Source organism: Amycolatopsis sp. CB00013 (genome assembly GCF_001905755.1).
Classification (GTDB): Bacteria; Actinomycetota; Actinomycetes; order Mycobacteriales; family Pseudonocardiaceae; genus Amycolatopsis; species Amycolatopsis japonica.
On sequence record NZ_LIWC01000003.1, the window covers coordinates 1,315,004 to 1,339,061 of the forward strand.

Consider the following 24,058-nt stretch of genomic DNA (forward strand, 5'->3'; position numbering starts at 1 on the left):
CCCGCTGTCCGTGAAGGCCTCCTTGAGAGACCCAGAGTCCCTCAAGGAGGCCTTCACGGAACGTCGACCGAGGAAAACAATCAGGCGCGCTTGATTTTTCCGCCACCGAGTGTCAGCCTGGGGGAGACGCGAGGAGGCGGGCATGGCTGACCTGGGCGTGATCCTTGGGGATCTCGCGGCGGAATCGCAGGCCATCGACGACGTGGTGGCGGATCTGCCCGCGTCGGACTGGGCGCGGCAGACCCCGGCCGAAGGCTGGACGATCGCCCATCAGATAGCCCATCTGGCCTGGACGGACAAGAAGGCGCTGATCGCGGCGCGCGGGTCCGAGGCCGAGTGGCAGGCCGAGATCGAAGGGCTGCTCGCGACGGGCGAGTCCTACGTCGACGACGGCGCCGCCGAGGGCGCGAAGACGCCGCCCCGCGAACTGCTGGAGGAGTGGCGCGCCGGTCGCGCGGAGCTCGCCGAAGCGCTCGCCGCGGTGCCCGACGGGCAGAAGATTCCCTGGTACGGCCCGCCGATGAGTGCCGCCTCCATGGTGACGGCGCGCCTCATGGAGACCTGGGCGCACGGTCAGGACATCTTCGACGCGCTCGGCGTCGCGCGCGAGAACACCGCCCGGATCTGGCACATCGCCCGGTTCGGCACCCGCACGCGCGACTTCGCCTACAAGCTCAACGCGCTCGCCCCGCCCCACGAGGAATTCCGCGTCGAGCTGACCGCGCCCGACGGCACCACCTGGGCTTTCGGCCCCGAGGACGCCGGACAGCGGCTCACCGGGAGCGCGGTCGACTTCTGCCTCGTGATCACCCAGCGCCGTCACCCCGCCGACACCGACCTGGTCGCCACCGGCAAGGACGTCGAGGAATGGCTCGGGATCGCACAGGCCTTCGCCGGACCTCCCGGAGCCGGCCGGAAGCCGGGGCAGTTCGCGTGACCCCGGCCCCGATCCGCATCGGCAACGCGTCCGGGTTCTACGGCGACCGGTTCTCCGCGGTCCACGAGATGCTCACCGGCGGCCCGCTCGACGTGCTGACCGGCGACTACCTGGCCGAACTGACCATGCTCATCCTCGGCCGCGACCGGATGAAGGACCCGAACCGCGGTTACGCCAAGACGTTCCTGCGCCAGATGGAGCAGAATCTCGCGCTGGCCAAGGAAAAAGGCGTCAAGATCGTCGCGAACGCGGGCGGGCTCAACCCCGCCGGGCTGGCGGACGCGCTCCGCGAACTGGCCGCGAAGCTCGGCGTCGACGTCGCGATCGCGCACGTCGAGGGCGACGACCTCATCCAGCGCGCTGAGGAGCTCGGCTTCGGCAAGACCTTGACCGCCAACGCCTATCTCGGCGCGTGGGGGATCGCGGAATGCCTGAACGCGGGCGCCGACATCGTGGTGACCGGGCGCGTCACCGACGCATCGGTGATCGTCGGGCCCGCCGCCGCGCACTTCGGCTGGGCGCGCGACGACTACGACGCGCTGGCGGGCGCGGTCGCGGCCGGGCACGTGATCGAATGCGGGACGCAGGCCACCGGCGGAAACTACGCCTTCTTCACCGAGCACGAGATCGGCGTCCCGGGGTTCCCGATCGCCGAGATCTCCGCCGACGGCTCCAGCGTGATCACCAAACACCCCGGTACCGGCGGTGTCGTGAACGCCGGAACCGTTACGGCGCAACTGCTCTACGAGATCACCGGCGCCCGTTATGCCGGGCCGGACGTCACGACGCGGTTCGACACGCTGACCCTCACCGAGGACGGCCAGGACCGGGTCCGGATCAGCGGCGTCACGGGCGAGCCGCCGCCTCCGACACTCAAGGTCTGTCTGAACGGGCTCGGCGGTTTCCGCAACGAGACGACGTTCGTCCTCACCGGACTCGACGTCGAGGCGAAAGCCGCTCTGGTCAAGGAACAACTCGAAGGCGCGCTCAAGGCCCGGCCGCCCGCCGACGTCCGGTGGACCCTGGCCCGCACCGACCGGCCCGACGCCGAAACCGAGCAGCAGGCGAGCGCGTTGCTGCACGTCGCGGTGAAGGACGCCGATCCGGAGGTCGCGGGGCGCGCGTTCAGCGGCGCGGCGATCGAGCTCGCGCTGGCGAGCTATCCCGGGTTCCACGTCACCGCGCCGCCCGCGGCCGCCTCGCCCTACGGCGTCTATCGTGCTGCTTTCGTCGACGCGAAAGAGGTGCCGCACGTCGCCGTCCTGCCGGACGGAACGCGCCGCGACATCGCGCCCGCCGCCGAGACCTTGCCTCTGTCCGAAGTGGACGAATCCGCTCTGCCCGCGCCGTTCACCCAGGCCGAAGTCCGCAGAGTGCCGCTCGGCAAAGTGGTCGGCGCCCGCAGCGGCGACAAGGGCGGCAACGCGAACGTCGGCGTCTGGGCGCGTTCCGACGAGGCGTGGCGCTGGCTCGCGCACCGGCTGACCGTCACCGAGTTCAAACTGCTGCTCCCGGAGACCGCGGACCTCGAGGTCCGGCGGCACCTGCTGCCGAACCTGCGGGCGGTCAACTTCGTCGTCGAAGGCATCCTCGGCGAGGGCGTCGCGTCGCAGGCGCGGTTCGACCCGCAGGCGAAGGCGCTCGGGGAATGGCTGCGCTCCCGCGAGATCGACATCCCGGAGGCCCTCCTGTGACCGACCCCTTCGCCACGCCGGAACGCGCCGAACTGCGCAAGACCGTCCGGCGGTTCGCCGAAACCGAGATCCTGCCGTACCTCGACGAGTGGGAGCGCGAGGGCGAACTGCCCCTCGATCTGCACCGCAAGGCCGGGGAGCTCGGCTTGCTCGGCGTCGGCTTCCCCGAGGAGGTCGGCGGTGGGGGCGGCGACTACCTCGACGCCGTCGTCATCGCCGAGGAACTGCACTACGCGGGCGGATCCGGTGGCCTCTTCGCCTCGCTGTTCACCTGCGGCATCGCCGTCCCGCATATCGCGGCGGCCGGGGATCCGGTGCAGATCGAGCGCTGGGTCCGGCCGACACTGGAAGGCGTCAAGATCGGCTCGCTCGCGGTCACCGAACCCGACGGCGGTTCCGACGTCGCCGGGATCCGCACGACGGCGGTACGCGAGGGCGACGAGTACGTCATCAACGGTGCCAAGACCTTCATCACCTCGGGCTGCCGCGCCGATTTCGTGACCACCGTGGTCCGCACCGGGGAAGCCGGCGCCCACGGGATCTCGCTCATCGTGGTCGAACGCGGCACGCCGGGTTTCACCGTCTCCCGCAAGCTGGAGAAGATGGGCTGGCTCTGCTCGGACACCGCCGAGCTGTCCTATGTGGACGTCCGGGTTCCCGCGGAGAACCTGATCGGCGCCGAGAACAGCGGCTTCGCGCAGGTCGCCACGCAGTTCGTCACCGAACGGGTCTCGCTGGCCGTGCAGGGTTACGCGCACGCGCAGCGGGCACTCGACCTGACCTTGGACTGGTGCCGCCTGCGCGAGACCTTCGGCCGCCCGCTGATCTCCCGTCAGCTGGTGCAGCACAAGCTCACCGAGATGGCCCGCAAGATCGACGTCGCCCGCACCTATACCCGCCAGGTCGCGCAGCGGCACGTCGCGGGCGAAGAGGTCATCGCCGAAGCCTGTTTCGCGAAGAACACCGCCGTCGAGACCGCCGAATGGGTGGTCAACGAGGCCGTGCAGCTGCACGGCGGACTCGGCTACATGCGGGAGTCCGAAGTGGAGCGTCACTACCGTGACGTGCGCATCCTCGGTATCGGCGGCGGGACCAACGAGATCCTCACCGGCTTGGCCGCGAAGCGATTGGGATACACCGCATGAGCACGATACGGTCCACTGTGGACACGCGGAGCGAGGAGTTCGCGGAGAATCGCGAATCCATGCTCGGCAAACTCGCCGAGATCGACGGCGAGCACGCCAAGGCGATCGCGGGTGGCGGTGAGAAGTACGTCTCCCGGCATCGCAAACGCGGCAAGCTGCTGGCCCGCGAGCGGATCGAGCTCCTCCTCGATGAGGACTCGCCGTTCCTGGAGCTTTCGCCGCTGGCGGCCTGGGGTTCGGACTACCAGGTCGGCGCCAGCGTGATCACCGGCATCGGCGTCGTCGAAGGCGTCGAGTGCATGATCTCCGCCAGCGACCCGACGGTCAAAGGCGGGGCGAGCAACCCGTGGACGGCCAAGAAGAGCTACCGCGCCGCGGACATCGCCGCGCAGAACCGGCTGCCGGTGATCAACCTCGTCGAGTCCGGCGGGGCGGATCTGCCGACGCAGAAGGAGATCTTCATCCCCGGCGGCCGGATCTTCCGTGACCTCACGCGGTCCTCGGCGGCGAAGGTGCCCACGATCGCGCTGGTGTTCGGAAACTCGACCGCGGGTGGCGCGTACCTGCCCGGCATGTCGGACTACGTCGTGATGGTCAAGGAACGCGCGAAGGTGTTCCTCGGCGGCCCGCCGCTGGTCAAGATGGCGACCGGCGAGGAATCCGACGACGAATCGCTCGGCGGCGCCGAAATGCACGCCCGCACCTCGGGCCTCGCCGACTACCTCGCGGCGGACGAAGAGGACGCGATCCGGCTCGGCCGCAGTATCGTCAAACGGCTCAACTGGACCAAACAGGGCCCGACGCCCAAGCCGGATTACGCGGAGCCGCTGTACTCCGCCGAAGACCTGCTCGGCATCGTGCCCACCGATCTCAAGGTGCCGTTCGATCCGCGCGAGGTGATCGCCAGGGTCGCCGACGGTTCGGACTTCGACGAGTTCAAACCCTTGTACGGCAGCAGTCTCGCCACCGGCTGGGCGAGTATCCACGGTTACCCGGTCGGCATCCTCGCCAACGCCCAAGGTGTGCTGTTCGGCGAGGAGTCGCAGAAGGCCGCGCAGTTCATCCAGCTGGCCAACCAGATCGACACACCGCTGGTCTTCCTGCACAACACCACCGGCTACATGGTCGGCAAGGAGTACGAGCAGAGCGGCATCATCAAACACGGCGCGATGATGATCAACGCCGTGTCGAACTCGAAGGTGCCGCATCTTTCGGTGCTCATGGGCGCCTCCTACGGTGCCGGGCACTACGGGATGTGCGGCCGGGCCTACGATCCCCGCTTCCTGTTCGCCTGGCCCAGCGCGAAATCCGCGGTCATGGGCCCGCAGCAGCTGGCGGGCGTGCTGTCCATCGTGGCCAGGGCCGCGGCCGCGTCGCGCGGGCAGGAGTACAACGAGGAGCACGACGCCGCCATGCGCGCCATGGTGGAAGGGCAGATCGAGGCCGAGTCGATGCCGATGTTCCTCTCCGGGATGCTCTACGACGACGGGATCATCGATCCCCGCGACACCCGCACGGTGCTCGGGCTCAGCCTGTCCGTGATCCACAATGGACCAGTGAAGGGCGCCGAAGGCTTCGGCGTCTTCCGTATGTGACGGGAGGCGGAGCAGACTGATGTCGCGGCAACCAAATTCACGTAAAGGCGCGCGCTCTGCCGAAGGCCCCGCTATCGGGGTGGCAGGGCGCTTGTCGACGAACCGCGCGGATTCTACGCGAAGTCGCGCCCTGGCGACCCGATCGCGGACGCGCGCAATCTCGCGTAAAGGACAGTGAGCGGCATGATCGAGAAACTTCTGGTCGCCAACCGCGGGGAGATCGCCCGCCGCGTGTTCCGCACCTGCCGCGACGCCGGGATCGGCACGGTCGCGGTGTTCTCCGACGCGGACGCCGACGCGCCGCACACCGCCGAGGCGGACGTCGCCGTCCGCCTGCCGGGCAACGCGCCCGCCGACACATACTTGCGGGCCGAGCTGCTGATCAAGGCGGCCGTGGAGACCGGCGCCGACGCGATCCACCCCGGCTACGGGTTCCTGTCCGAGAACGCCGGGTTCGCGCGCGCCGTGCTCGACGCGGGACTCACTTGGGTCGGCCCGCCGCCGGAGGCCATCGAGAGCATGGGCTCCAAGGTCGAGTCCAAGCGGATGATGGCCGAGGCCGGTGTCCCGATCCTGTCCGAATTGGACCCGGCCGAGGTCACCGAAGCCGACCTTCCGTTGCTGGTCAAGGCTTCCGCCGGAGGTGGCGGACGCGGTATGCGTGTCGTGCGGACGCTCGGCGAACTCGCCGAGGCCGTCGAAGGCGCGAGCGCGGAGGCCGCGTCGGCGTTCGGCGACCCGACCGTGTTCTGCGAGCGGTACCTGGAGACCGGCAGGCATATCGAGGTCCAGGTGCTCGCCGACACCCACGGCACGGTGTGGGCGGTGGGGGAGCGCGAGTGCTCGATCCAGCGCCGTCACCAGAAGGTCGTCGAAGAGGCGCCGTCGCCGTTCGTCGACGAGGCCATGCGGGAGGCGCTGTTCGACGCCGCCCGCAAGGCCGCGCAGGCGATCGACTACGTCGGTGCCGGAACGGTGGAGTTCCTCGCCGGACCGGACGGGCGCTTCTACTTCCTGGAGATGAACACCCGGCTCCAGGTCGAGCATCCGGTCACCGAGGCCACGACGGGGCTCGACCTCGTCTCGTTGCAGCTGCGGATCGCGGAGGGCGAGCACCTCCCGATCGACGAGCCCGAAACGCGGGGTCACGCCATCGAGGTCCGGCTCTACGCCGAAGACCCCGCCGCGGGCTGGCAGCCGCAGAGCGGCACCTTGCACCGTTTCGAGCTTCCCGCGGCACAGCGGGAATTCGAGGTCGGTCCGGGTGTCCGGCTCGACTCGGGTTTCGTCAGCGGCCAGACCGTGGGTGTGCACTACGACCCGATGCTCGCCAAGGTCATCGCGTACGCCCCGGATCGCCGGAGCGCGGCGCGGGCGCTGGCCGGAGCCTTGGCGGGCGCGGAGATCCACGGCGTGGTGACCAACCGCGACCTGCTGGTGAACGTGTTGCGCCACGAGGCTTTCCTCGCCGGAGAGACCGACACGGCGTTCTTCGACCGGCACGGTCTCGAAACCCTGGCGGCCCCACTGGCCACTGTGGACACCGTACGGATTTCCGCGCTGGCCGCGGCTTTGGCCGGTGCGGCCGCGAATCGCTCGGAGGCCCGGGTTCAGCGCCGGCTGCCGAGCGGCTGGCGCAACGTCCGGTCCCAAGGGCAGCGCAAACGTTTTCGTCACGGCGACGATGAGATCGAGGTCGGCTACGGCCTCGGCCGGGACGGTCTGCGTGCCGACGGATTCGAAGGTGTCGAACTGGTTTCCGCCGAGCGCGGCGCCGTGGTCCTGGAGATTTCCGGGGTACGGCGGAAGTTCGCCGTCGCGCGGTACGGCGACACGGTGTACGTCGATTCGCCGGACGGCTCCGTCGAACTGGGCGTGGTGCCGAGGTACACCGATCCCGACGCGGCGCTCGCCGCCGGTTCGCTCGTGGCGCCGATGCCGGGCACGGTCGTCCGGCTCGCGGTCGAGGCGGGCGACACCGTGAAGACCGGCGATCCGTTGCTGTGGCTCGAAGCGATGAAGATGGAACACCGGATCGCGGCGCCCGCCGACGGCGTCGTGACCGAACTCCCGGTGGTGGTCGGACAACAGGTCGAAGTGGGCACGATCCTCGCGGTGGTAGGAGACGAAGAATGAACGCGATGAACTTCACCGAGCCCGAGGAGCGCGTCGCGCTGCGGGCCGCGGTCGCCGAACTCGGCAAGAAGTACGGGTACGAGTACTACGCCAAGCAGGCGCGTGCCGGGCTCAAGACCGAGGAACTGTGGGCCGAGGCCGGACGGCTGGGCTACCTCGGCGTGAACCTGCCCGAGGAGTACGGCGGCGGGGGAGCGGGGATCGCGGATCTCGCCGCGGTGCTCGAAGAACTCGCCGCGGCGGGCTCCCCGCTGCTGCTCATGGTCGTCTCGCCGGCGATCTGCGGCACGGTCATCTCGCGTTTCGGCACCGACGAGCAGAAGAAGCGCTGGCTTCCGGGCATCGCCGACGGCAGCAGGCGGATGGTCTTCGCGATCACCGAACCGGACGCCGGGTCGAACTCGCACAAGATCACCACCACCGCGAAGCGGGACGCCGACGGTTGGGTCCTCAGTGGACGGAAGGTCTACATCTCCGGCGTCGACGAGGCGGACGCCGTCCTGGTCGTCGGCCGCACCGAGGACGCGAAGACCGGCAAGCTCAAGCCCGCGCTGTTCACCGTCCCGACCGACACGCCCGGCTTCGAGTACAAGCAGATCGACATGGACATCGTCTCGCCGGAGAAGCAGTTCGGCCTGTTCCTCGACGACGTCCACCTGCCGGCCGACGCGCTGGTCGGCGAGGAGGACGCGGCGATCGCGCAGCTGTTCGCCGGGCTCAACCCCGAACGCATCATGGGCGCGTCGTTCTCGCTCGGCATCGCGCGCTACGCGCTGGGGAAGGCCGTCGGCTACGCCAACGAGCGCAAGGTGTGGGGCGCGCCGATCGGCACCCACCAGGGGCTCGCGCATCCGCTGGCCGAGATCAAGATCGAGCTGGAACTGGCCAAGCTCATGACGCAGAAGGCGGCGTCGCTCTACGACTCCGGCGACGACTTCGGCGCGGGCGAGTCGGCGAACATGGCGAAGTACGCGGCCGCCGAGGTCGCCATCCGCGCGGTCGACCAGGCCGTGCAGACCCACGGCGGCAACGGGCTGGCCAGCGAATACGGGCTGGGCACGCTGGTCACGGCCGTCCGCCTCGGCCGGATCGCGCCGGTGAGCCGCGAGATGGTGCTCAACTTCGTCGGCCAGCACAGCCTCGGCCTGCCCCGCTCCTACTGAGAGGTGGACGTATGAGCACGCTCCACGGCAAGACGATCATCATCTCCGGCGGCAGCCGCGGGATCGGCGAGGCCATCGCGGTCCGCGCCGCCCGCGACGGGGCGAACATCGCCCTGCTGGCCAAGACCGCCGAGCCGCATCCGAAGCTGCCGGGCACGCTCTACACCGCGGCCAAGGCGATCGAGGACGCCGGCGGGCAGGCGCTGCCGATCGTCGGCGACGTCCGCGACGACACGTCGGTCGAGGCCGCGATCGCGCGGACCGCGGAGCAGTTCGGCGGGATCGACATCGTGCTCAACAACGCGAGCGCGATCGACCTGACCCCGACCGAATCCGTCAGCATGAAACGCTACGACCTGATGCAGGACATCAACGCGCGCGGGTCGTTCCTGCTGTCGAAGCTTGCCATCCCGTATCTGAAGCTCGCGGAGAACGCGCACATCCTGACGCTGTCGCCGCCGATCAGCCTCGACGAGAAGTGGTTCCAGGCCGGGCACCTCGCGTACAGCATCGCGAAGTACTCGATGAGCCTGGTGACCGTCGGACTCGCCGCGGAACTGCGGCCGTACGGCATCGCGGCGAACTCGCTGTGGCCGCGCACGACGATCGACACCGCGGCGATCCGCAACGTCGTCGGCGCGGAGCTGGCGGCCAAATCGCGGACGCCGGAGATCATGGCGGACGCCGCGCACGCGATCCTCACCAAACCGAGCACCGAGGCGACGGGGAATTTCTATCTCGACGACGAGGTGCTGGCCGCCGAGGGCGTCACCGACTTCGCGAAGTACCGCGTCGGCGGGCGGGAGGAAGACCTGCAGCTCGACTTCTGGGTCGAAAGCCGCACCCCGTGATCCGCGAACCACAGCAGGAGCGCAGCCGCACGACCCGGCGGCGGCTGGTCGAGGCCGCCGTCGAGACGATCGGGGAGCTGGGCTGGCACGGGACCACCGTCGCGGTCATCGCCGAACGCGCCGGGGTCTCGCGCGGCGCCGCCCAGCATCACTTCCCGACCAGGGAGGACCTGGTCGCCGCCGCGGTCGAGCACGTCGGCGAGATCCAGATCGTGGAACTGCGGGCCCGCGCGGCGGAACTGCCGTCGGGCCGGTCGCGGATCGAGCGGGCCGTCGACATGGTGCTCAACCTCTACAGCGGGCCGCTGTTCCGTGCCGCGCTCCACCTGTGGGTCGCGGCATCGACCGACGACTCGCTCCGGGCGACCCTGGTGCCGCTGGAGGCCAGGGTCGGCCGGGAAGCACACCGGGTGACCGTCGAGCTGCTCGGCGTCGACGAGTCCCACCAGGGCGTTCGCGAGCTGGTCCAGGCCACTCTCGATCTTGCCCGCGGCCTGGGCCTGGCGAACCTGCTGACCGACGACACGAAGCGGCGCAAGCAGATCGTCGCGCAGTGGGCGCGGGTCCTGGAACCGACCTTGGCGTCGGCGAAGATCTGACGGAACCGAAAAGTCACCACCGACGTCTGAGATCTTGTTAACACTGATGGAGCAGCGGCCGATAACACGGTGTAAGTGCTGCTGATTCAGGTGGCTGATCGAGAGAGGTCCAGTCCGGTGTCCGGTTCAGAGGTCGAACTGTCCCATCGCGCGATGGCGATGCTGCGAGCGGTCGCGGCGCGCCGTGCCCAGATGTCGTGCAGCTGCGAGCCGGATCTCTTCATCGACGGGTTCGCCTGCTGCGATCAGATGACCGCGCACGCGCTGGCCCACGGCGGGTACATCCGCCCCGCCGAGTCCTCCGGACCCTCCGCCGTCACCGGCCGGGTGCCCGCCGAGCTGACCGAGGCGGGCGAAGCCGCGATCGCGGTCACCGCCGCCGCCTGACCTTTCACCGCATCGTCTGTCCGCAGTGGACGACGACCGTTTACAAGCACCTCCCGCGTTCCTAGGATCCACCCCGGGATGAGGCCGTCGCCGGGCGACGGACCGGGTTGGGAGGTGCCGATGGCACGCACGGCTCGCCGCGATACCGGTGAGGACGCTCTGAACCCGCTGTGTCGAACTCGCCAGCGGGTTCATCAACGGACGCTGAGCGAGTTGATGCGGGAAGCCGGCGCGGCACCCCGTCGCCGGGGACCGCGCGGGCCGAGGCACCGGGCTCCGGAAGCCGCTCCGGGCACCGGCAGGATCCGGTGGATCTCGGCGCTTTCGGCGGGCGGCGTGCTCGTCGGCGGGCTGTTGGCCGTCGTGCTCATTCCTTCCGACCCGGGCGGCGTCGTCCCCGGTACTCCGCTCCTGCCGCCGTCGCTGACCATCGCGCCGCAGGCGATCGACGTCCCGGCCTCCTCGCCCGTCCCGTCTGGACCCTCGGGCGGCAGCGTCGCGCCCCCGCCGCCGATGACCGCGTCGATGCACGGCTCGGAGACGCCGTCCCCGACCCCCACGCCGGAACCCGAAGAGCGGCCGGATCCGCGCGCCGGTCACCACGACTTCGACCAGTACTACGACTGGTATTACGGCGGCGGTCATCAAGGCGGCCGCTGGCCGCAATGGGGCCGGTAGCGCCGATCGGGTGATCGGCGTCGTCGCTCACCGTCGACCGAGAATCACGATTCATCCCCGATTTCGTCCATTCGTGTCTGGTGTCATTTTTCCTGTGCCCCGCCTTCGGCCGGATACCTACGATGGTTCGCACTCTCCATTCCTCCCGGAGCACGGCTAGGGGCTGAACAGGAAAATGAGTGTGGACCGACATTCTCCCGCGGTGCAGTTCGCCCGGAGAATGCTGATCAACCGCGAGACGGGGAATCCGTCGCGCCCGCAGCCGGTGACGCTGCTGCTCGGACCGGTCGGTTCGGGGAAGACCACGGCACTGGAGGCGATCCGCCGCGACCTGGGCTGGGGTGTCGTCCACGCCGGATTCGATTTCGGGCAAGGCGGCAGGGCGGGCACGATCGACGTGCTCACGAAACTGGCCTATTCGTTTTCGAGGAAATGGCGAAATCGACCGAAACCGCAGTTCATTCGTTTCACGATTGCGCTGATCGCAGTGCAGGCGGAGCTTTCCGGTCGAAATCGCGACGACGACCTGGCGCAACTGAAGTCGCTGCTCGGCAGTCTCGACCGGATCATCTGGACACCGGCGATGGACAGCACGCTCGACACGCTGACCGAGACGGCGAAGGCGACCGGTCTCGTCGAGCCCCCGTACGCGGATCTGTTCCGCCAGACGTTCCCGCATCTGGTCCGGAACATCCGGCCCCGGCTCGGGAAGGCGCTGCGGTCGCTGGCGGACTTCCCCCACGCCGAGGGGAGATCCCCGTTCGACGCGCTGCTCGAACTCAACCGGCTCGCGCACGGCAGCGCCCGTGACGCCAAGGCGGTCACCGAATGGCTGATGGCGGCGTTCCTCGGCGACGTCCGGGAGAATCATCCCCGGATGGCCAAGCCGGAGGAGAAGAGCCCCTGTACCTGCGACATCTCGCTGCAGCGCAGGCACTGGCACAACTGGGTCGTGGTACTCGACGACGTCGACCACCCCGGCGGGACCGAGTTCCTCGCCGATCTGATCGCGGCCAGGGAACGGCATGCCGTCCAGCATCCGAACGACCGCGAGGCACACGACGCGCTGCTGGTGATCGCCACCAGCGGGCGGTGGCACGACGACTGGGGCACCGCCTGGCTGGCGCCGTGGAAGCCCGCGTCCGGCGCCCCGCCCGCCGTCCGGCCGATGGTGGACTGCGAGGAGGCTTCCTACGAGGACTGGGCGAACCCGGCCAACGGCGCGCTCGACTCGGCCTATTACCCGGTCCGGATCTCGCCGCAGTCGATCGGGCGGATCGCGCGGATCCTCGATTCCGGCGCGCGGACGCCGAAGGTCACGCTCGCGCACCGGGCGACCGGCGGGCTGCCGTCGGCGGTCGAGCAGCTCACCGGGCGGTTGCGGGGGAGCGACGCGCGCGAGGGCGATCGAGACCTGCTCACCACCGACCCGCGTGGCGAGCAGGATCCCTGCTACCGCAGGCTGACCGAGCTCGCCTTGACCGAACATCTCGACGACGTCCACGTCGACGACTTCGTGACCGCGGCCCCGTTCGCGACCGCGCCCTGGCTGATCCCGGACGCCGCGCAGAGCCGGATCGACCAGCCACACGTCGGCCGGATCCTGACCGAACTGCGCACCTCGTTGTGGGTGACGGCCAGGAACTCGCCCGGTTCGACCGACGACCAGGCCGCCCTGCATCCGTGGATCGCGGCGAACCTGGTGTCCGCGCTGGCCCGCCGCGGTGACGGGGACGGGCCGACCTACACCGACCAGTTCAAGGCGCTGCGCGACGATCCGGACACCGCGCAGGATCCGGTGCGCCTGGCCTACTGCAATCTCGCGCTGGGCGACATCGGCGAAGTGGTCACGTTCTTCGAGCGCGAGTTCAACCGGATCCCGCACGCGGAGTGGATCGCGAAGCTCGAACTCGTGCTGAACGCGCCGGACGATCTGCCGCCCGAGCGGGATCACGCGGAACTGTACGAAGAACTCGTCAACCTCGACAACGCGCAATGCCCGGCCGGCCGGTCCGAGATCCGGAACAACGTCGCCCGGCTCATCGCGGCGGGCTGGCTGACCGCCAACCCCTTCGCGGTCCGCGGGCAGGCTCAGCACCAGGTGATCGCGAATGCCTTCGCCGCGCTGGCCACCACTTCGCACCAGCCCGACGTCGGCGCGCTCGTGTCGGCCAAGGAAGCCGCCCGTCGCGGCGAATTCCCCTGACCCGGAACGGAACTCCGTCATGTCCTGGCTCGATTCGTTGAGAACACGTATGTCCGCGGCCCGTGAACGCGCGGCGACGGGACCACCGGTGCGGCCGCGCGGCTGGGCGCACCGCCATCGGGTGCTGCTGATCGCGATCGTCGTCGTGCTGCTGGGTGCCGCGCTGGTGTCGATCAGCCCGTGGGAGTCCTGCGGTCCCGGCCTGCGCGCGGTGGACGCGGACGAGGAGTCGATCGGCACGTCGTACGTCTGCGTCGGGCTGAACCTCGACTCGGGTCCGATGCGGGAGGACGATCCGCTCGACCCGTTGGAGAAACTCATCAAGGGCCGCAACGAGATGGCGGGTGAGAACTTCAAGACCATCGTGGTGCTGGAGAACCTCGCGCCCGATCCGAAGGTCGACAGCCAGCCGTTCCCGTTCGTCCGGCGGGAGATCCAGGGCGCGATCACCGCCGCGTGGCCGAAGAACGGTCCGCCGGGGATCAAGCTCCTGCTGGCCAACTACGGGAGCAACGCCGAGCACTGGCAGGTCGTCGCAGACGAGATCGTCGCCGCGGCCGCCGCCCAGCGCATCGTGGCGGTCACCGACATCGGCATCAGCACGGAGAGCAGCCGGGCGCTGGTGGCCGAACTGTCCCGGCACGGGATCGCCACGATCGGCGCGACCGTCACCGCGGACAACATGAACACCGACCCGAAGGGCGTACGGATCGACAACTTCTTCCGCGTCGGCCCGACCAACACCGACGAGGCCCGCGCCGCGGCCGGATACATCGCCGCGCACGGTTTCAAGCGCGTGATGATGATCCAGGGCGTCAGCAAGGAGGACACCTACGCGACCACGCTCGCCGAAGCCTTCCAGAGCTCCTCGAAGGTCCCGGTGATCTTCACGAAGACTTATGACGTCAAACCGCTCACCGACACTTCGCGCGAGGCGTACCTGCGAGGGCTGTTCAGCAGGTGGCACAACGACATCTGCGGTGCGAGACCCGACCTGATCTACTTCGCCGGCCGTGGACTGGACCTCGGTGCCCTCGTGGCGGCGCTGGCGGGCGATGGCGCCTGTGAAGGGCTCGACACGGTGACCGTGATGACGGGCGACGACGCGAGCACGCTCGCCGGGAAACCCTTGCAGCTGAACAAGGACATCAGTGTCCGGCTCCGCTACACGGCGCTCGCGTATCCCGACCAGTGGGATATGTTCACCGCCGATCCGGCGCATCCGACGTACAAGAAGAATTACGACAACTTCGTCGCCGAATTCACCGGTACCCACGGTTTTCCCCAGGCGGAACTGTGGGACGGTGCCGCGATGATCGAGCACGACGCGGTCGCGGCGGCCGTCGAAGCCGCGGTACAGAACGTGTCGTCGGATCCCGTTTCGGTGCCGGACGTGTTGCGCAGTATCGACTGCAACTCCCCGGTACCCGGCGCGACCGGGTTCGTCGCGTTCGATCAGGCGACGGGGAACCAGCTCGACAAGGCGCTGCCGATCCTGTCGATCGACCCGGACGGTTCGGTGCATCCGGTCGATCTGGTGTGGTCACGGGGACGGCCGCTGAACACGAACGCGGACTGCGGTCGCTGAGGTTCTCGGCCCGAAAGCGTGAAGGCCTCCTTCCCTACCCTGAGAGTAGGGAAGGAGGCCTTCACGGACTGACACCGGTGGGGAACGGAAGTCAGCCGGTGTAACCCGCGACGATCTTGGTGTAGTCGTACTTGCCCTGCGAGATCCCCGCGCAGTTGTTGCAGTCGCGGTTGACCGCCCAGAACGACAGCCGGGCGAGATGTTTGCTCGCCGCGTAGTCGCGGATCGCGCGGAAGTCGGCGACGCTGACGGTTTCGCCCGCCACGTCGGTCTTCCCGTTCATCGACGAAAGCCCGCTGCGCCGGTAGGCCGCGTCGTCGCTCAGGCCGAAGGTGGACTTCACGACGTTCTTCAGCCCGTCCACGGCACTGCGGGTCTTGCCGGCCATGTCGCCGCCGCTGGAGAAGTCGAACGGCATGACCGACCACGCGTCGACCCCCGCGCCGAGCGCCTTCGACTGGTTGATCAGCCGCTTGCCGTGCGAGTTGGGGCCGCCCACCTCGGTCGGGATGGTGATGACCACGCGCAGGCCTGGGTTCTTCTGCTTCGTGATCTTGACGGCGTTCAGGATCCGGTCCTGGACGGTGTAGTTCTCGAACTCGTCGGTGTTCTCGATGTCGAGGTCGATCGCCTTGAGCTTGTAGGCGTCGATGACCTTCTGATACGCGCCGGCGAGTGCCGCGGCGGTGCCGCATTTCGGGCCGAGCTTCGTCCCGGACCAGCCACCGAACGACGGGATGACGTCGCCGCCCTTGGCCCGGATGTTGTTGATCAGCGTGGCGTCGGAGCCGGTGAGGGAACGGCTGCCGTCCCATTTCGGGTTGCAACCGCCGTCGGAGAGGACGAACGCGAGGGTGAAGGCCTTGACCCCGGTGGCGTTCATCGCGGCGATCGGGTCCGTCTGTCCCGACCACTGGTACAGATAGGGCGAGGCGAGCACCGGATCCGGGGCAGCCGAGGCGACGGGGGCGAGGCCGACGGTCGTGGCGAGAGCGGCGCCCGCGGCGGTGGCCAGTGTCGCCCAGCGTCGTAGCGATTTCATAGGTCCTCCAACTGGTACGCGCGCGGCGAGGCGCGCAGGTGTGGAGCACCTCCGTCTTGACGCGGCGTATCAACCGGGAGGTCACCGTGTGCTCACTCACAGTGGACTAGACCATTGAGGACTGTCAAGAATTCACCGGGAATCCTGGCGGAAACGACCGACCTTAGTAGGGGGGTGATGACCCGGAAAGCGGATCGACACCATCGCGATTACCGGCTAGTTTGCCGAAATGGTGGGGGACTCCCTGATGGCGACCGGAAGCCGCGGCCGGAGAGACCGGCTCGCCGCGCCGCGGCGGATACTGGGGTCCTGGAGCCTGTGGGAACTACCCAGGCGGGGCCTGATCGGGTACCTGCTCCTCGTCGACTTCGCTGCTTTCGCCGCCACCACCTACCTCTTCGTGTTGCGGCCGCCCGCGCCGTCGTCCTTGCTCCCGTTTTCGGCTCTGCTGGCGGGAATGATCCTCAGTGCGGAGCTTTCGCGGCCCGTCGAGCGATCCCGTGCCGACACCCGGCTCGGCGCCGGACTGGACGCGGCCTGGATCTTCGCGGGCGCTTTGCTGCTGCCGCCCGCGTTGGCCGCGGTACTCGTCGCCGCTTCGGCGGGCTACCGCTGGTTCCGGATCCGGCGCGGGATTCCGCACCGCCAGGCGTTCGCGGCCTCCGCCACCATGCTTTCGGCGCTCGGTGCCTCGATCATCCCGGTCCTGCTCGGCGCGCCGCCGTTCGCCGACGCGGCAAGGGATTTCGAGAGTTTCGCCCTGGTTTTCGCCACGGGGCTGATTTTCCTGTCCGTCGACGCCGCTTTGGCCGCGCCTGCGGCCGAATTCGGGGCGGAACCGTCGGGGTTCGCCTTCGACGCGGCGATGGTCGCGTTCGGCTTGCTGCTCGCGTGGTCGGCGGCGGAATGGCCGTATGCCACCGTGGTACTCGCGGGGGCGCTCGTGGTACTTCACCGGGCCGGGACGATGCGCGCCCTGCGCGGCCACGCGGGTACGGATTCCGGCACCGGGCTGCTCACCGCGTCGTCCTGGTTGGACGGTGCGCGCACCCAGTTCGATCTGCTTCGGGGCCGTGGCGCGGATCTTTCGCTGCTGATGCTCGATCTCGACCACTTCGCCCGGCTCAACGACCGGCACGGCAGGCAAGTCGGGGACGACGTCCTCCGTGCCGTGGCGGACACTTTGCGTGCCGAGGTCCGCGCGGCGGACCTGGTCGGCCGGTTCGGCGGCGAGGAATTCGTCGTCCTGCTGCCCGGCACGAGCCGGTTCGACGCGCACGCGATCGCCGAACGCATCCGGCTGCGGATCTCCTCGACGTTCGTCTCATTGGGTGGGACGTTCGCCGGGGCGACGGTCTCGATCGGAGTGTCGTCGCATCCCGCCGGCGGCGAGACGCTCGACCGGCTCGTCGGCGCGGCGGATCAGGCGATGCGCGCGGCGAAGGGGGCCGGGCGCAACCGGACCGTCGTCTTCGAGGCCGAAAACTAGTCCGCGGTGGGGATGCCGATGTCCTCGAACCACAACTCCGGGTGATCCCGGATGAACTCGGTCATCAACGCGGTGCAGGCCGGATCGTCGAGCAGAGTGATCTCGACGCCGTTCTCCTCGAGCCAGCCGTGCCCGCCCTCGAACGTGGTGGCCTCGCCGATGATCACCCGGCCGATGCCGAACTGGCGCACCAGCCCGCTGCAGTACCAGCAGGGGGAGAGGGTGGTGACCATGATCGTGTCCCGGTAGTGCGGCCGCCTGCCCGCGTTCCGGAACGCGGAGGTCTCGGCGTGCATCGACGGGTCGCCGTCCTGGACCCGGCGGTTGTGGCCGCGGCCGAGCAGGGCGCCGGTGGTGTCGAAGAGGGCGGCGCCGATCGGGACCCCGCCCTCGGCCTTGCCGAGTTCGGCCTCTTCGCGGGCGACGGACAGCAGCTGCGCGGGATCGATCACCTGGCCCACCTTACGGCTTGTAAGTGGCGTCAGGCCGGGCGGTTTCGCGTGACTGGACGGACGACACGCGTGATCGGACGGACGACACGCGATGGCGTCCCGGCCGCTCGCGTGTCGTCCACCTGATCACGCGTGTCGTCCACCTGATCACGCGTGTCGTCCGTCTGAGCACACGTGTCGTCCACTGGGTCACGTGAAGGTGCCGACTCGACTCGGAAGCCAATGCGGACCGGACCTGTCCTGAATGTCTGCCAGACTCCCTCCCATGAAGCGAGCGAACCGATGACCACGGGCACGTCGGCACGGCTGCTGAGGCTCCTCTCCCTGCTGCAGGCGCGGCGCGACTGGCCGGGCGCCGATCTGGCCGACCGGCTGCAGGTGGACGTCCGCACGGTCCGGCGCGACGTCGAGCGGCTGCGGGAGCTGGGCTACCCGGTGCACGCCACGCCCGGGGTCGCGGGCGGCTACCGGCTCGGCGCGGGGGCCGCGCTGCCGCCCTTGCTGCTGGACGACGACGAGGCGGTCGCGGTCGCGGTCGGGCTCCGCACGGCCGCGAACGGGACGGTGTCGGGGATCGAGGAGACCTCGGTGCGCGCGCTCACGAAACTGGAGCAGGTGCTGCCCGCCCGGCTCCGGCACCGGGTGACCGCGCTGAACACCGCGATGATCCCGCTCGGCGGCGTCGTCCCGGTCATCGACGCGGCGGCGCTGACGGTCATCGCGTCCGCGTGCCGCGACCATCAACGGCTCCGGTTCGGTTACCGCAGCCACAGTGGCGACGTCACCGAGCGCTACATCGAGCCGTTGCGCCTGGTGCACACCGGACGCCGGTGGTACCTGGTCGCGTTCGATCTCGATCGGGACGATTGGCGGACCTTCCGCGTCGACCGGATCGACGGCGTCCCGGCGACCAGCTTCCGGTTCACGCCGAGGGAACCGCCCGCCGAGGACCTCGCTGCCTACGTCTCCCGCGGGATCACGTCGTCGCCGTATCCGCACCAGATGGTGCTGCGGGTCAGCGCCTCGGCGGAGGCGCTCGCCGAGTACGTGTCCCCGACCGCCGGGACGATCGAGGCCATCGACGAGCACACCTGCCGGGTCAGGGTCGGTTCCAACGACCTCTCCGTGATGCCCTACTACCTCGCCCACTGGGACGTGGATTTCGTCGTGGAGGAGGCGCCGGACGAGGTCAAGGAGCGGCTACGCCTGGTCGCCGACCGCTTCGCGCGCGCGGTCGTTTGAGTCCGAAGTGGACCGTGCGCGTTTGGCGAGCAGGCCGATCGAGCCGAGCGAGATCAGGGCCAGCACGATGATGTAGAGCGAAACCGACATCGAGGTGCCGGTGGATTCCAGCAGCAGCACCATGATGAACGGCGCGAGCCCGCCGCCGACGACCGCGCTGATCTGGTAGCCGAGCGAGGCGCCGGTGTAGCGCATCTCGGCGGTGAACAGTTCGGCGAACAGCGCGGCCTGCGGGCCGTACATGATGCCGAGGAACAGCGACCCGACGAACGAGGCGATCACGAACAGCGGTAGCGACGCCGTGTCGATCAGCAGGAACATCGGGATCGCCCAGAGCGCGACCCCCGCCGCGCCGAAGGTGTAGATCTTGAGCCTGCCGATCCGGTCGGACAGTTTCGCCGACAGCGGGATGATCGCCAGCTGCAGCGTGCTGATCAGCAGGGTCGCCACGAGCACGGTGGTCCGCGACATGCCCAGATGGCGGGTGGCGTAGTCGAGGACGCCGTTCAGCAGGATGTAGAAGGTGGCGGTGTTGACCATGAACGAACCGCCGGCCAGCAGCACCGTTCCCTTGTGGTGACGCAGGACGTCACGCAGCGGCGACTTGGCCCGGCCGCGTTCCTCGGCGGCGAGTTTCGCTTCCGCGCGGCGGTATTCGGGCGTCTCGTCGATCTTGACGTGCATGTACCAGGCGAGCCCGAGCACGAGGACGCCGACCAGGAACGGGATCCGCCAGGCCCACACGAGGAAATCCGACGGCGGCGCCACCTGTGCGGCGACCAGGAACACCGTGTTCGCCAGCACGACCCCGATCGGGACACCGAGCTGGACGAGACTGCCGTAGAGGCCGCGTTTGCCGGGCGGCGCGTACTCGGTGGCGAGCAGCATCGCGCCACCCCACTGGGCGCCGACGGCGACCCCCTGCACGAGCCGGAGCAGCACCAGGAGGATCGGCGCGGCGATCCCGATCGAGTCGTAGGTCGGCAGCAGGCCGATCAGCGTGGTCGCCGCGCCCATCAGCGCGATCGCCAGTACCAGCACGGGTTTCCGGCCGCGTTTGTCGCCGAGGCTGCCCGCGATGATCCCGCCGAGCGGCCTGGCGAGGAAGCCGACCGCGAAGGTGGCGAACGAGGCGAGGACGCCGGCCGCCGCGTTGGTGGTGGGGAAGAAGGTCTTCCCGAACACCAGGGCGGCGGCGATCCCGAAGACGAAGTAGTCGTACCACTCGACGGATGAGGCGAGTGCCGCCGCGGTCGCGGCCCTCCTGCGCTGGGAGACGGTGATCGTCGGTTCGGCGGCGGTTCCGGGGGCGTTCGGTGCGGTGTCGGCCATCTGGATGCCCTTCGCTCGGCGCTGCTGCGGCGATGCAGTCCGGGCAAGTTAACAACCGCTTAGTATGTGGTCAACGTCTCAATGGGTAATTCTAGATACCGACCAGTTGGTATGTCACTCTGGTGGCGGTATCGCCGGGAAAGGTCGATCAGTACTGGTCAGGAGAGTTTCGTGCCGAGCAAGCGCAGCACCAGCTCGCTGTACTCCTGGCCCAGCTTCTTGGGGGTCTGGCGGGCCCGTTCGCTGTACCAGCGGGAGACGTCGACGCCGAGCGAGAGCACGGCGCGGGCCGCGGTGTGCGGGTCGCCGACGGTGAACACGCCCGCCTGGGCGCCTTCGGTGATGACCTCGCGCACGACCTGCTCGATGCGGCGGCGCAGTTTCGCGACGATCTCGAACTCCTCGTCGGGCAGCGCCTGCAGTTCGTACTGCACCACGCGGGCCACGGTGTGCCTCCGCGCGTGCCAGGCCACGAAGTCCTCCACCAGCAGCCGGATCCGCTCGACCGGGTCGGTCTCCCGTGCCACGACGCTCTCGACGAGGGAGAGTGTCTGCTCGTGGCCGTACTTCGAGATCGCGAACAGCAGCGCGGCCTTGGACGGGAAGTGCACGTACAGCGCCGCGGGGCTCATACCCGCCGCCGAGGCGATGTCCCTGGTGGTGGTCGCGTGATAGCCGCGCCGCGCGAAGGATTCGACCCCGGCCAGCATCAGGCGCCGTGCCGTCTCCGGCTGGACGTCGGGCCACAGTTCGGCCGACAGCGACATGGTCATCCGCAGATCCTCCCAGACGCTCGAACCGGAGTGTGGGCTTGACAGCGCCTCCGGACCTTCCCATTGTAAGTGAGCGCTCGCTTAGCGAATGCGCTCGCTAGTGAACACAGAGGAGATCGACAGAGTGAACCACTCCTTCAAGGATCGCGTCGCGATCGTCACCGGGGCCAGCCGGGGTATCGGCCTCGGGATCGCCAAGGACCTCGTCGAGCGCGGCGCGAAGGTGTGCATCACCGCGCGCAAGCCGGAGCCGCTGGCCGAGGCGGTCGCCGAACTGGGCGGCGAGGCGGTCGCCATCGCCGTCCCCGGCAAGGCCGACGACGACGAACACCAGGCCGAGGCCGTCGCCAAGACCATCGAGACGTTCGGACGGCTCGACATGCTGGTCAACAACACCGGTATCAACCCGGTGTTCGGGCCGACGCTGGACGTCGACCCCGGCGCCGCCGCGAAGATCTTCGCCGTCAACGTGCTCGCCCCGCTTTCGTGGACCCGCCGGGCGCGCGACGCGTGGATGGGGGAGCACGGCGGCGCGGTGGTGAACGTCGCGTCCATCGCCGGGCTCGGCGCGTCGCCCGGGATCGGGATGTACGGCGTCAGCAAGGCCGCGCTGATCCGGCTCACCAAGGAACTCGGTTTCGAACTGGGCCCGAAGATCCGCGTCAACGCCGTCGCACCGGCCGTGGTCAAGACCAAGTTCGCGACCGCGCTGTACGAAGGCCGCGAGGAAGAGGTCTCGGAGCCGTACCCGATGAAGCGCCTCGGCGTCCCGGCGGACATCGCGAGCGCCGTGTCGTTCCTGCTTTCGGAAGAGGCCGGCTGGATCACCGGGCAGACGATGGTCCTCGACGGCGGCGTGACGCTGGCCGGTGGCCTGTGAGCACGTCCTTCACCGGATGCGGTGTCGTCGTTACCGGCGGGGGCGGCGGGATCGGTGCCGTACTCGCCCGCCGGTTCGCCGCCGAGGGCGCGCGCGTGGTCGTCGGCGACCTGAACGGGGACGCCGCGGCCGAGGTCGCGAAGGAGATCGGCGGGACCGCCGTCGCCGGTGACGCCGCGAGCGAAGCGGGTGTCACGTCGCTGATCGAGGCGGCCCGCGAAACCCTCGGCGAGATCGACGTCTTCTGTGCCAACGCCGGGATCGCGCCGATGGGTGGCGTCGACGCGCCCGAGGAGGACTGGGCGCGGATCTGGGACGTCAACGTCATGGCGCACGTGCGCGCCGCGCGGCTGCTCCTGCCGCCGTGGCTCGAACGCGGCCGCGGGCACTTCATCTCGACGGTGTCGGCCGCGGGACTGCTGACCAGCCTCGGTTCGGCGTCGTACTCGGTGACCAAACACGGCGCGCTCGCCTTCGCCGAATGGCTGTCGGCGACGTACCGGCACCGCGGGCTCACCGTGCAGGCCATCTGTCCGCAGGGCGTGCGGACGGCGATGCTGGAGAACACCGGCCCCGCGGGCGAACTGTTGATGGGCGCCTCGGCGATCCAGCCGGAACAGGTCGCGGACGCGTTGTTCGAGGCCATCGCCGCCGACCGTTTCCTGGTGCTGCCGCATCCCGAGGTCGCGGACTACTACGCCGCGCGGGCCACGCAGACCGACCGCTGGCTCGGCGGGATGAACAAGCTGCAGCGCAAGGTGGAGCAGGTCACCGGCGAATGATCTCCCGGGGCCGCGCACGGTTTCGCCCTGCGCGGTCCCTTCTGTTTCAGACGACTTCGTTCAGTTTCCCCGTCGCGACGTCGAACACGAAACCGCGGAGGGAATCCTTCTTGGGAATGAACGGGCTGTTCTTGATTCGCGCGATCGACTGACGGACGTCCGCGTCGACGTCGCCGAACGACTCGGCGGCCCAGGCCGGTTTGACGCCGACCTCCTCCTGAATGGATTTCTTGAAATCGTCGTCGGTGAAGGTGAGCATTCCGCAGTCGGTATGGTGAATGAGGATGATCTCCTCGGTGCCGAGCAGGCGCTGGCTGATCGCGAGGGAACGGATCTCGTCCTCGGTGACGACGCCGCCCGCGTTGCGGATGACGTGCGCTTCACCTTCCTGAAGGCCGAGAACGCCGTAGACGTTGATGCGGGCGTCCATACAGGCGAGCACGGCCACGTGTTTGGCGGGCGGCAAGGGCAGTGGTCCGGAAAAGCGCGCGGCGTAACCGGCGTTGTTGGCCAGGAGTTCATCGGTGACCGACATGGTTGTCCCCTTCCGGCTGGAGTACGACCGAGTGGACCGCTCGGATGCACGCATGCGCAACCGCGCCCATGAACTGGGATCGGACCGGCTGATCCACCACGGCGTGTATCCACGCGGCGGTTGATCTTCGCCGCGGAATCGGCCACTGTGGGGTGGGGGTCCTGCTCGCGGTGAGGAAACACGATGAACAAGCGTTTCGTGGTCCGTGGGTTCGTGCTTGCCGCAGCCGTGGCCGGGTCGATGCTGACCGCGGGATCGGCGATGGCGAGCACCGCGGAACCGTGCGCGGCCGGGGCGTCGGGAGACGTCGCGGCGGCTTCCTGTACGCCGTATCGCAAGGTGAGTGAGGGCTGGAGCAGCAAAACCGCCTGCAACCGCGCCGGCAACGAGGGCGCGCAGGCGGGACGCTGGACCGGCTGGAACTGCAACCAGGCGCTGCGCGGCTGGGAGCTGTGGGTGCGCACCTGCACCGCTTTGGCGGCGGAGAAGGACGCGGTGACCACGCGCGAAACCGTCTGATTCGCCTCTGTCGCCCCGGACGCGTGTCCGGGG

General features: G+C 69.0%; 23 protein-coding genes. 18 read left to right on the plus strand and 5 right to left on the minus strand.

The features are described 5' to 3' along the window. The first annotated feature begins 142 nt into the window (after positions 1 to 142). The 12 genes from AMK34_RS25730 (at position 143) to AMK34_RS25785 (ending at position 14,979) form a co-directional block, all read left to right on the plus strand. A complete protein-coding gene (locus AMK34_RS25730; protein ID WP_073847039.1) occupies positions 143 to 937 on the plus strand; it encodes a TIGR03084 family metal-binding protein in 795 nt (264 codons plus the stop codon). Then, positions 934 to 2,631: an acyclic terpene utilization AtuA family protein gene (locus AMK34_RS25735; RefSeq protein WP_198941738.1), complete on the plus strand. Its 1,698-nt coding sequence runs from the start codon at positions 934 to 936 to the stop codon at positions 2,629 to 2,631. The genes AMK34_RS25730 and AMK34_RS25735 overlap by 4 nt, the downstream gene beginning before the upstream one ends. Next, positions 2,628 to 3,776 carry an acyl-CoA dehydrogenase family protein gene (locus AMK34_RS25740; protein WP_073847040.1) on the plus strand — a complete coding sequence of 383 codons (1,149 nt, stop codon included), beginning with the start codon at positions 2,628 to 2,630 and terminating at the stop codon, positions 3,774 to 3,776. The genes AMK34_RS25735 and AMK34_RS25740 overlap by 4 nt, the downstream gene beginning before the upstream one ends. After that, positions 3,773 to 5,371: an acyl-CoA carboxylase subunit beta gene (locus AMK34_RS25745; protein ID WP_051972583.1), complete on the plus strand. Its 1,599-nt coding sequence runs from the start codon at positions 3,773 to 3,775 to the stop codon at positions 5,369 to 5,371. Before AMK34_RS25740 ends, AMK34_RS25745 begins: the two co-directional genes overlap by 4 nt. A gap of 183 nt (positions 5,372 to 5,554) precedes the next feature. Further along, on the plus strand, positions 5,555 to 7,507 hold the full coding sequence (locus AMK34_RS25750) for an acetyl/propionyl/methylcrotonyl-CoA carboxylase subunit alpha (RefSeq protein ID WP_073847041.1): 1,953 nt from the start codon (positions 5,555 to 5,557) through the stop codon (positions 7,505 to 7,507). Next, complete coding sequence (locus AMK34_RS25755; RefSeq protein WP_016333218.1) at positions 7,504 to 8,670, plus strand: acyl-CoA dehydrogenase family protein; 1,167 nt, start codon at positions 7,504 to 7,506, stop codon at positions 8,668 to 8,670. Before AMK34_RS25750 ends, AMK34_RS25755 begins: the two co-directional genes overlap by 4 nt. A gap of 11 nt (positions 8,671 to 8,681) precedes the next feature. After that, positions 8,682 to 9,521 carry an SDR family oxidoreductase gene (locus AMK34_RS25760; protein ID WP_038515423.1) on the plus strand — a complete coding sequence of 280 codons (840 nt, stop codon included), beginning with the start codon at positions 8,682 to 8,684 and terminating at the stop codon, positions 9,519 to 9,521. After that, positions 9,518 to 10,120, plus strand: coding sequence for a TetR/AcrR family transcriptional regulator (locus AMK34_RS25765; protein ID WP_037344111.1), 603 nt, complete (start codon positions 9,518 to 9,520; stop codon positions 10,118 to 10,120). Before AMK34_RS25760 ends, AMK34_RS25765 begins: the two co-directional genes overlap by 4 nt. A gap of 117 nt (positions 10,121 to 10,237) precedes the next feature. Further along, positions 10,238 to 10,507 (plus strand): hypothetical protein, encoded by a 270-nt coding sequence (locus tag AMK34_RS25770; protein WP_038515421.1) that lies wholly within the window; start codon positions 10,238 to 10,240, stop codon positions 10,505 to 10,507. Between the two features lie 216 nt (positions 10,508 to 10,723). Then, positions 10,724 to 11,185: a hypothetical protein gene (locus tag AMK34_RS25775; RefSeq protein WP_073847042.1), complete on the plus strand. Its 462-nt coding sequence runs from the start codon at positions 10,724 to 10,726 to the stop codon at positions 11,183 to 11,185. A 175-nt stretch (positions 11,186 to 11,360) separates the two neighbouring features. Next, positions 11,361 to 13,391 (plus strand): hypothetical protein, encoded by a 2,031-nt coding sequence (locus AMK34_RS25780; RefSeq protein ID WP_241832848.1) that lies wholly within the window; start codon positions 11,361 to 11,363, stop codon positions 13,389 to 13,391. A gap of 19 nt (positions 13,392 to 13,410) precedes the next feature. Continuing rightward, entirely contained in the window at positions 13,411 to 14,979 is a 1,569-nt protein-coding gene (locus AMK34_RS25785; RefSeq protein WP_241832849.1) for an ABC transporter substrate-binding protein, read from the plus strand. 91 nt (positions 14,980 to 15,070) lie between these two features. On the opposite strand, the gene AMK34_RS25790 is transcribed toward AMK34_RS25785, so the two are convergent. Then, on the minus strand, positions 15,071 to 16,021 hold the full coding sequence (locus AMK34_RS25790; protein WP_038515412.1) for a chitinase: 951 nt from the start codon (positions 16,019 to 16,021) through the stop codon (positions 15,071 to 15,073). Between the two features lie 229 nt (positions 16,022 to 16,250). Between AMK34_RS25790 and AMK34_RS25795 the strand changes: the two genes are divergently transcribed. Next, positions 16,251 to 17,510 (plus strand): GGDEF domain-containing protein, encoded by a 1,260-nt coding sequence (locus AMK34_RS25795; RefSeq protein ID WP_051972582.1) that lies wholly within the window; start codon positions 16,251 to 16,253, stop codon positions 17,508 to 17,510. Here AMK34_RS25795 and AMK34_RS25800 read toward each other — a convergent pair. Beyond that, positions 17,507 to 17,971 (minus strand): nucleoside deaminase, encoded by a 465-nt coding sequence (locus tag AMK34_RS25800; RefSeq protein ID WP_198941739.1) that lies wholly within the window; start codon positions 17,969 to 17,971, stop codon positions 17,507 to 17,509. The two genes, AMK34_RS25795 and AMK34_RS25800, sit on opposite strands and share 4 nt — an antisense overlap. 273 nt (positions 17,972 to 18,244) lie before the next feature. On the opposite strand from AMK34_RS25800, the gene AMK34_RS25805 reads away from it, so the two are divergent. After that, the gene (locus AMK34_RS25805) at positions 18,245 to 19,204 is read left to right on the plus strand and encodes a helix-turn-helix transcriptional regulator (RefSeq protein ID WP_073847045.1); all 960 of its coding nucleotides are present in this window, start codon (positions 18,245 to 18,247) and stop codon (positions 19,202 to 19,204) included. Here the strand turns inward: AMK34_RS25805 and AMK34_RS25810 are convergent. Both AMK34_RS25810 and AMK34_RS25815 read right to left on the minus strand, forming a co-directional pair. Then, positions 19,163 to 20,536 carry an MFS transporter gene (locus tag AMK34_RS25810; RefSeq protein WP_073847046.1) on the minus strand — a complete coding sequence of 458 codons (1,374 nt, stop codon included), beginning with the start codon at positions 20,534 to 20,536 and terminating at the stop codon, positions 19,163 to 19,165. The two genes, AMK34_RS25805 and AMK34_RS25810, sit on opposite strands and share 42 nt — an antisense overlap. A 158-nt stretch (positions 20,537 to 20,694) precedes the next feature. Next, positions 20,695 to 21,309 (minus strand): TetR/AcrR family transcriptional regulator, encoded by a 615-nt coding sequence (locus AMK34_RS25815; RefSeq protein WP_073847047.1) that lies wholly within the window; start codon positions 21,307 to 21,309, stop codon positions 20,695 to 20,697. 88 nt (positions 21,310 to 21,397) lie between these two features. On the opposite strand from AMK34_RS25815, the gene AMK34_RS25820 reads away from it, so the two are divergent. Beyond that, positions 21,398 to 22,189, plus strand: coding sequence for an SDR family oxidoreductase (locus AMK34_RS25820; RefSeq protein WP_046199779.1), 792 nt, complete (start codon positions 21,398 to 21,400; stop codon positions 22,187 to 22,189). Continuing rightward, a complete protein-coding gene (locus tag AMK34_RS25825) occupies positions 22,186 to 22,971 on the plus strand; it encodes an SDR family oxidoreductase (RefSeq protein WP_073847048.1) in 786 nt (261 codons plus the stop codon). Before AMK34_RS25820 ends, AMK34_RS25825 begins: the two co-directional genes overlap by 4 nt. 46 nt (positions 22,972 to 23,017) lie before the next feature. On the opposite strand, the gene AMK34_RS25830 is transcribed toward AMK34_RS25825, so the two are convergent. Beyond that, on the minus strand, positions 23,018 to 23,506 hold the full coding sequence (locus AMK34_RS25830) for a beta-class carbonic anhydrase (RefSeq protein WP_037344123.1): 489 nt from the start codon (positions 23,504 to 23,506) through the stop codon (positions 23,018 to 23,020). On the opposite strand from AMK34_RS25830, the gene AMK34_RS43780 reads away from it, so the two are divergent. Together AMK34_RS43780 and AMK34_RS25835 are read left to right on the plus strand one after the other, a co-directional pair. Beyond that, positions 23,496 to 23,630, plus strand: a complete 135-nt coding sequence (locus AMK34_RS43780; RefSeq protein WP_267284089.1) for a hypothetical protein — start codon at positions 23,496 to 23,498, stop codon at positions 23,628 to 23,630. The two genes, AMK34_RS25830 and AMK34_RS43780, sit on opposite strands and share 11 nt — an antisense overlap. Positions 23,631 to 23,689: 59 nt before the next feature. Next, a complete protein-coding gene (locus AMK34_RS25835; RefSeq protein WP_073847049.1) occupies positions 23,690 to 24,025 on the plus strand; it encodes a hypothetical protein in 336 nt (111 codons plus the stop codon). Positions 24,026 to 24,058: the final 33 nt, after the last annotated feature.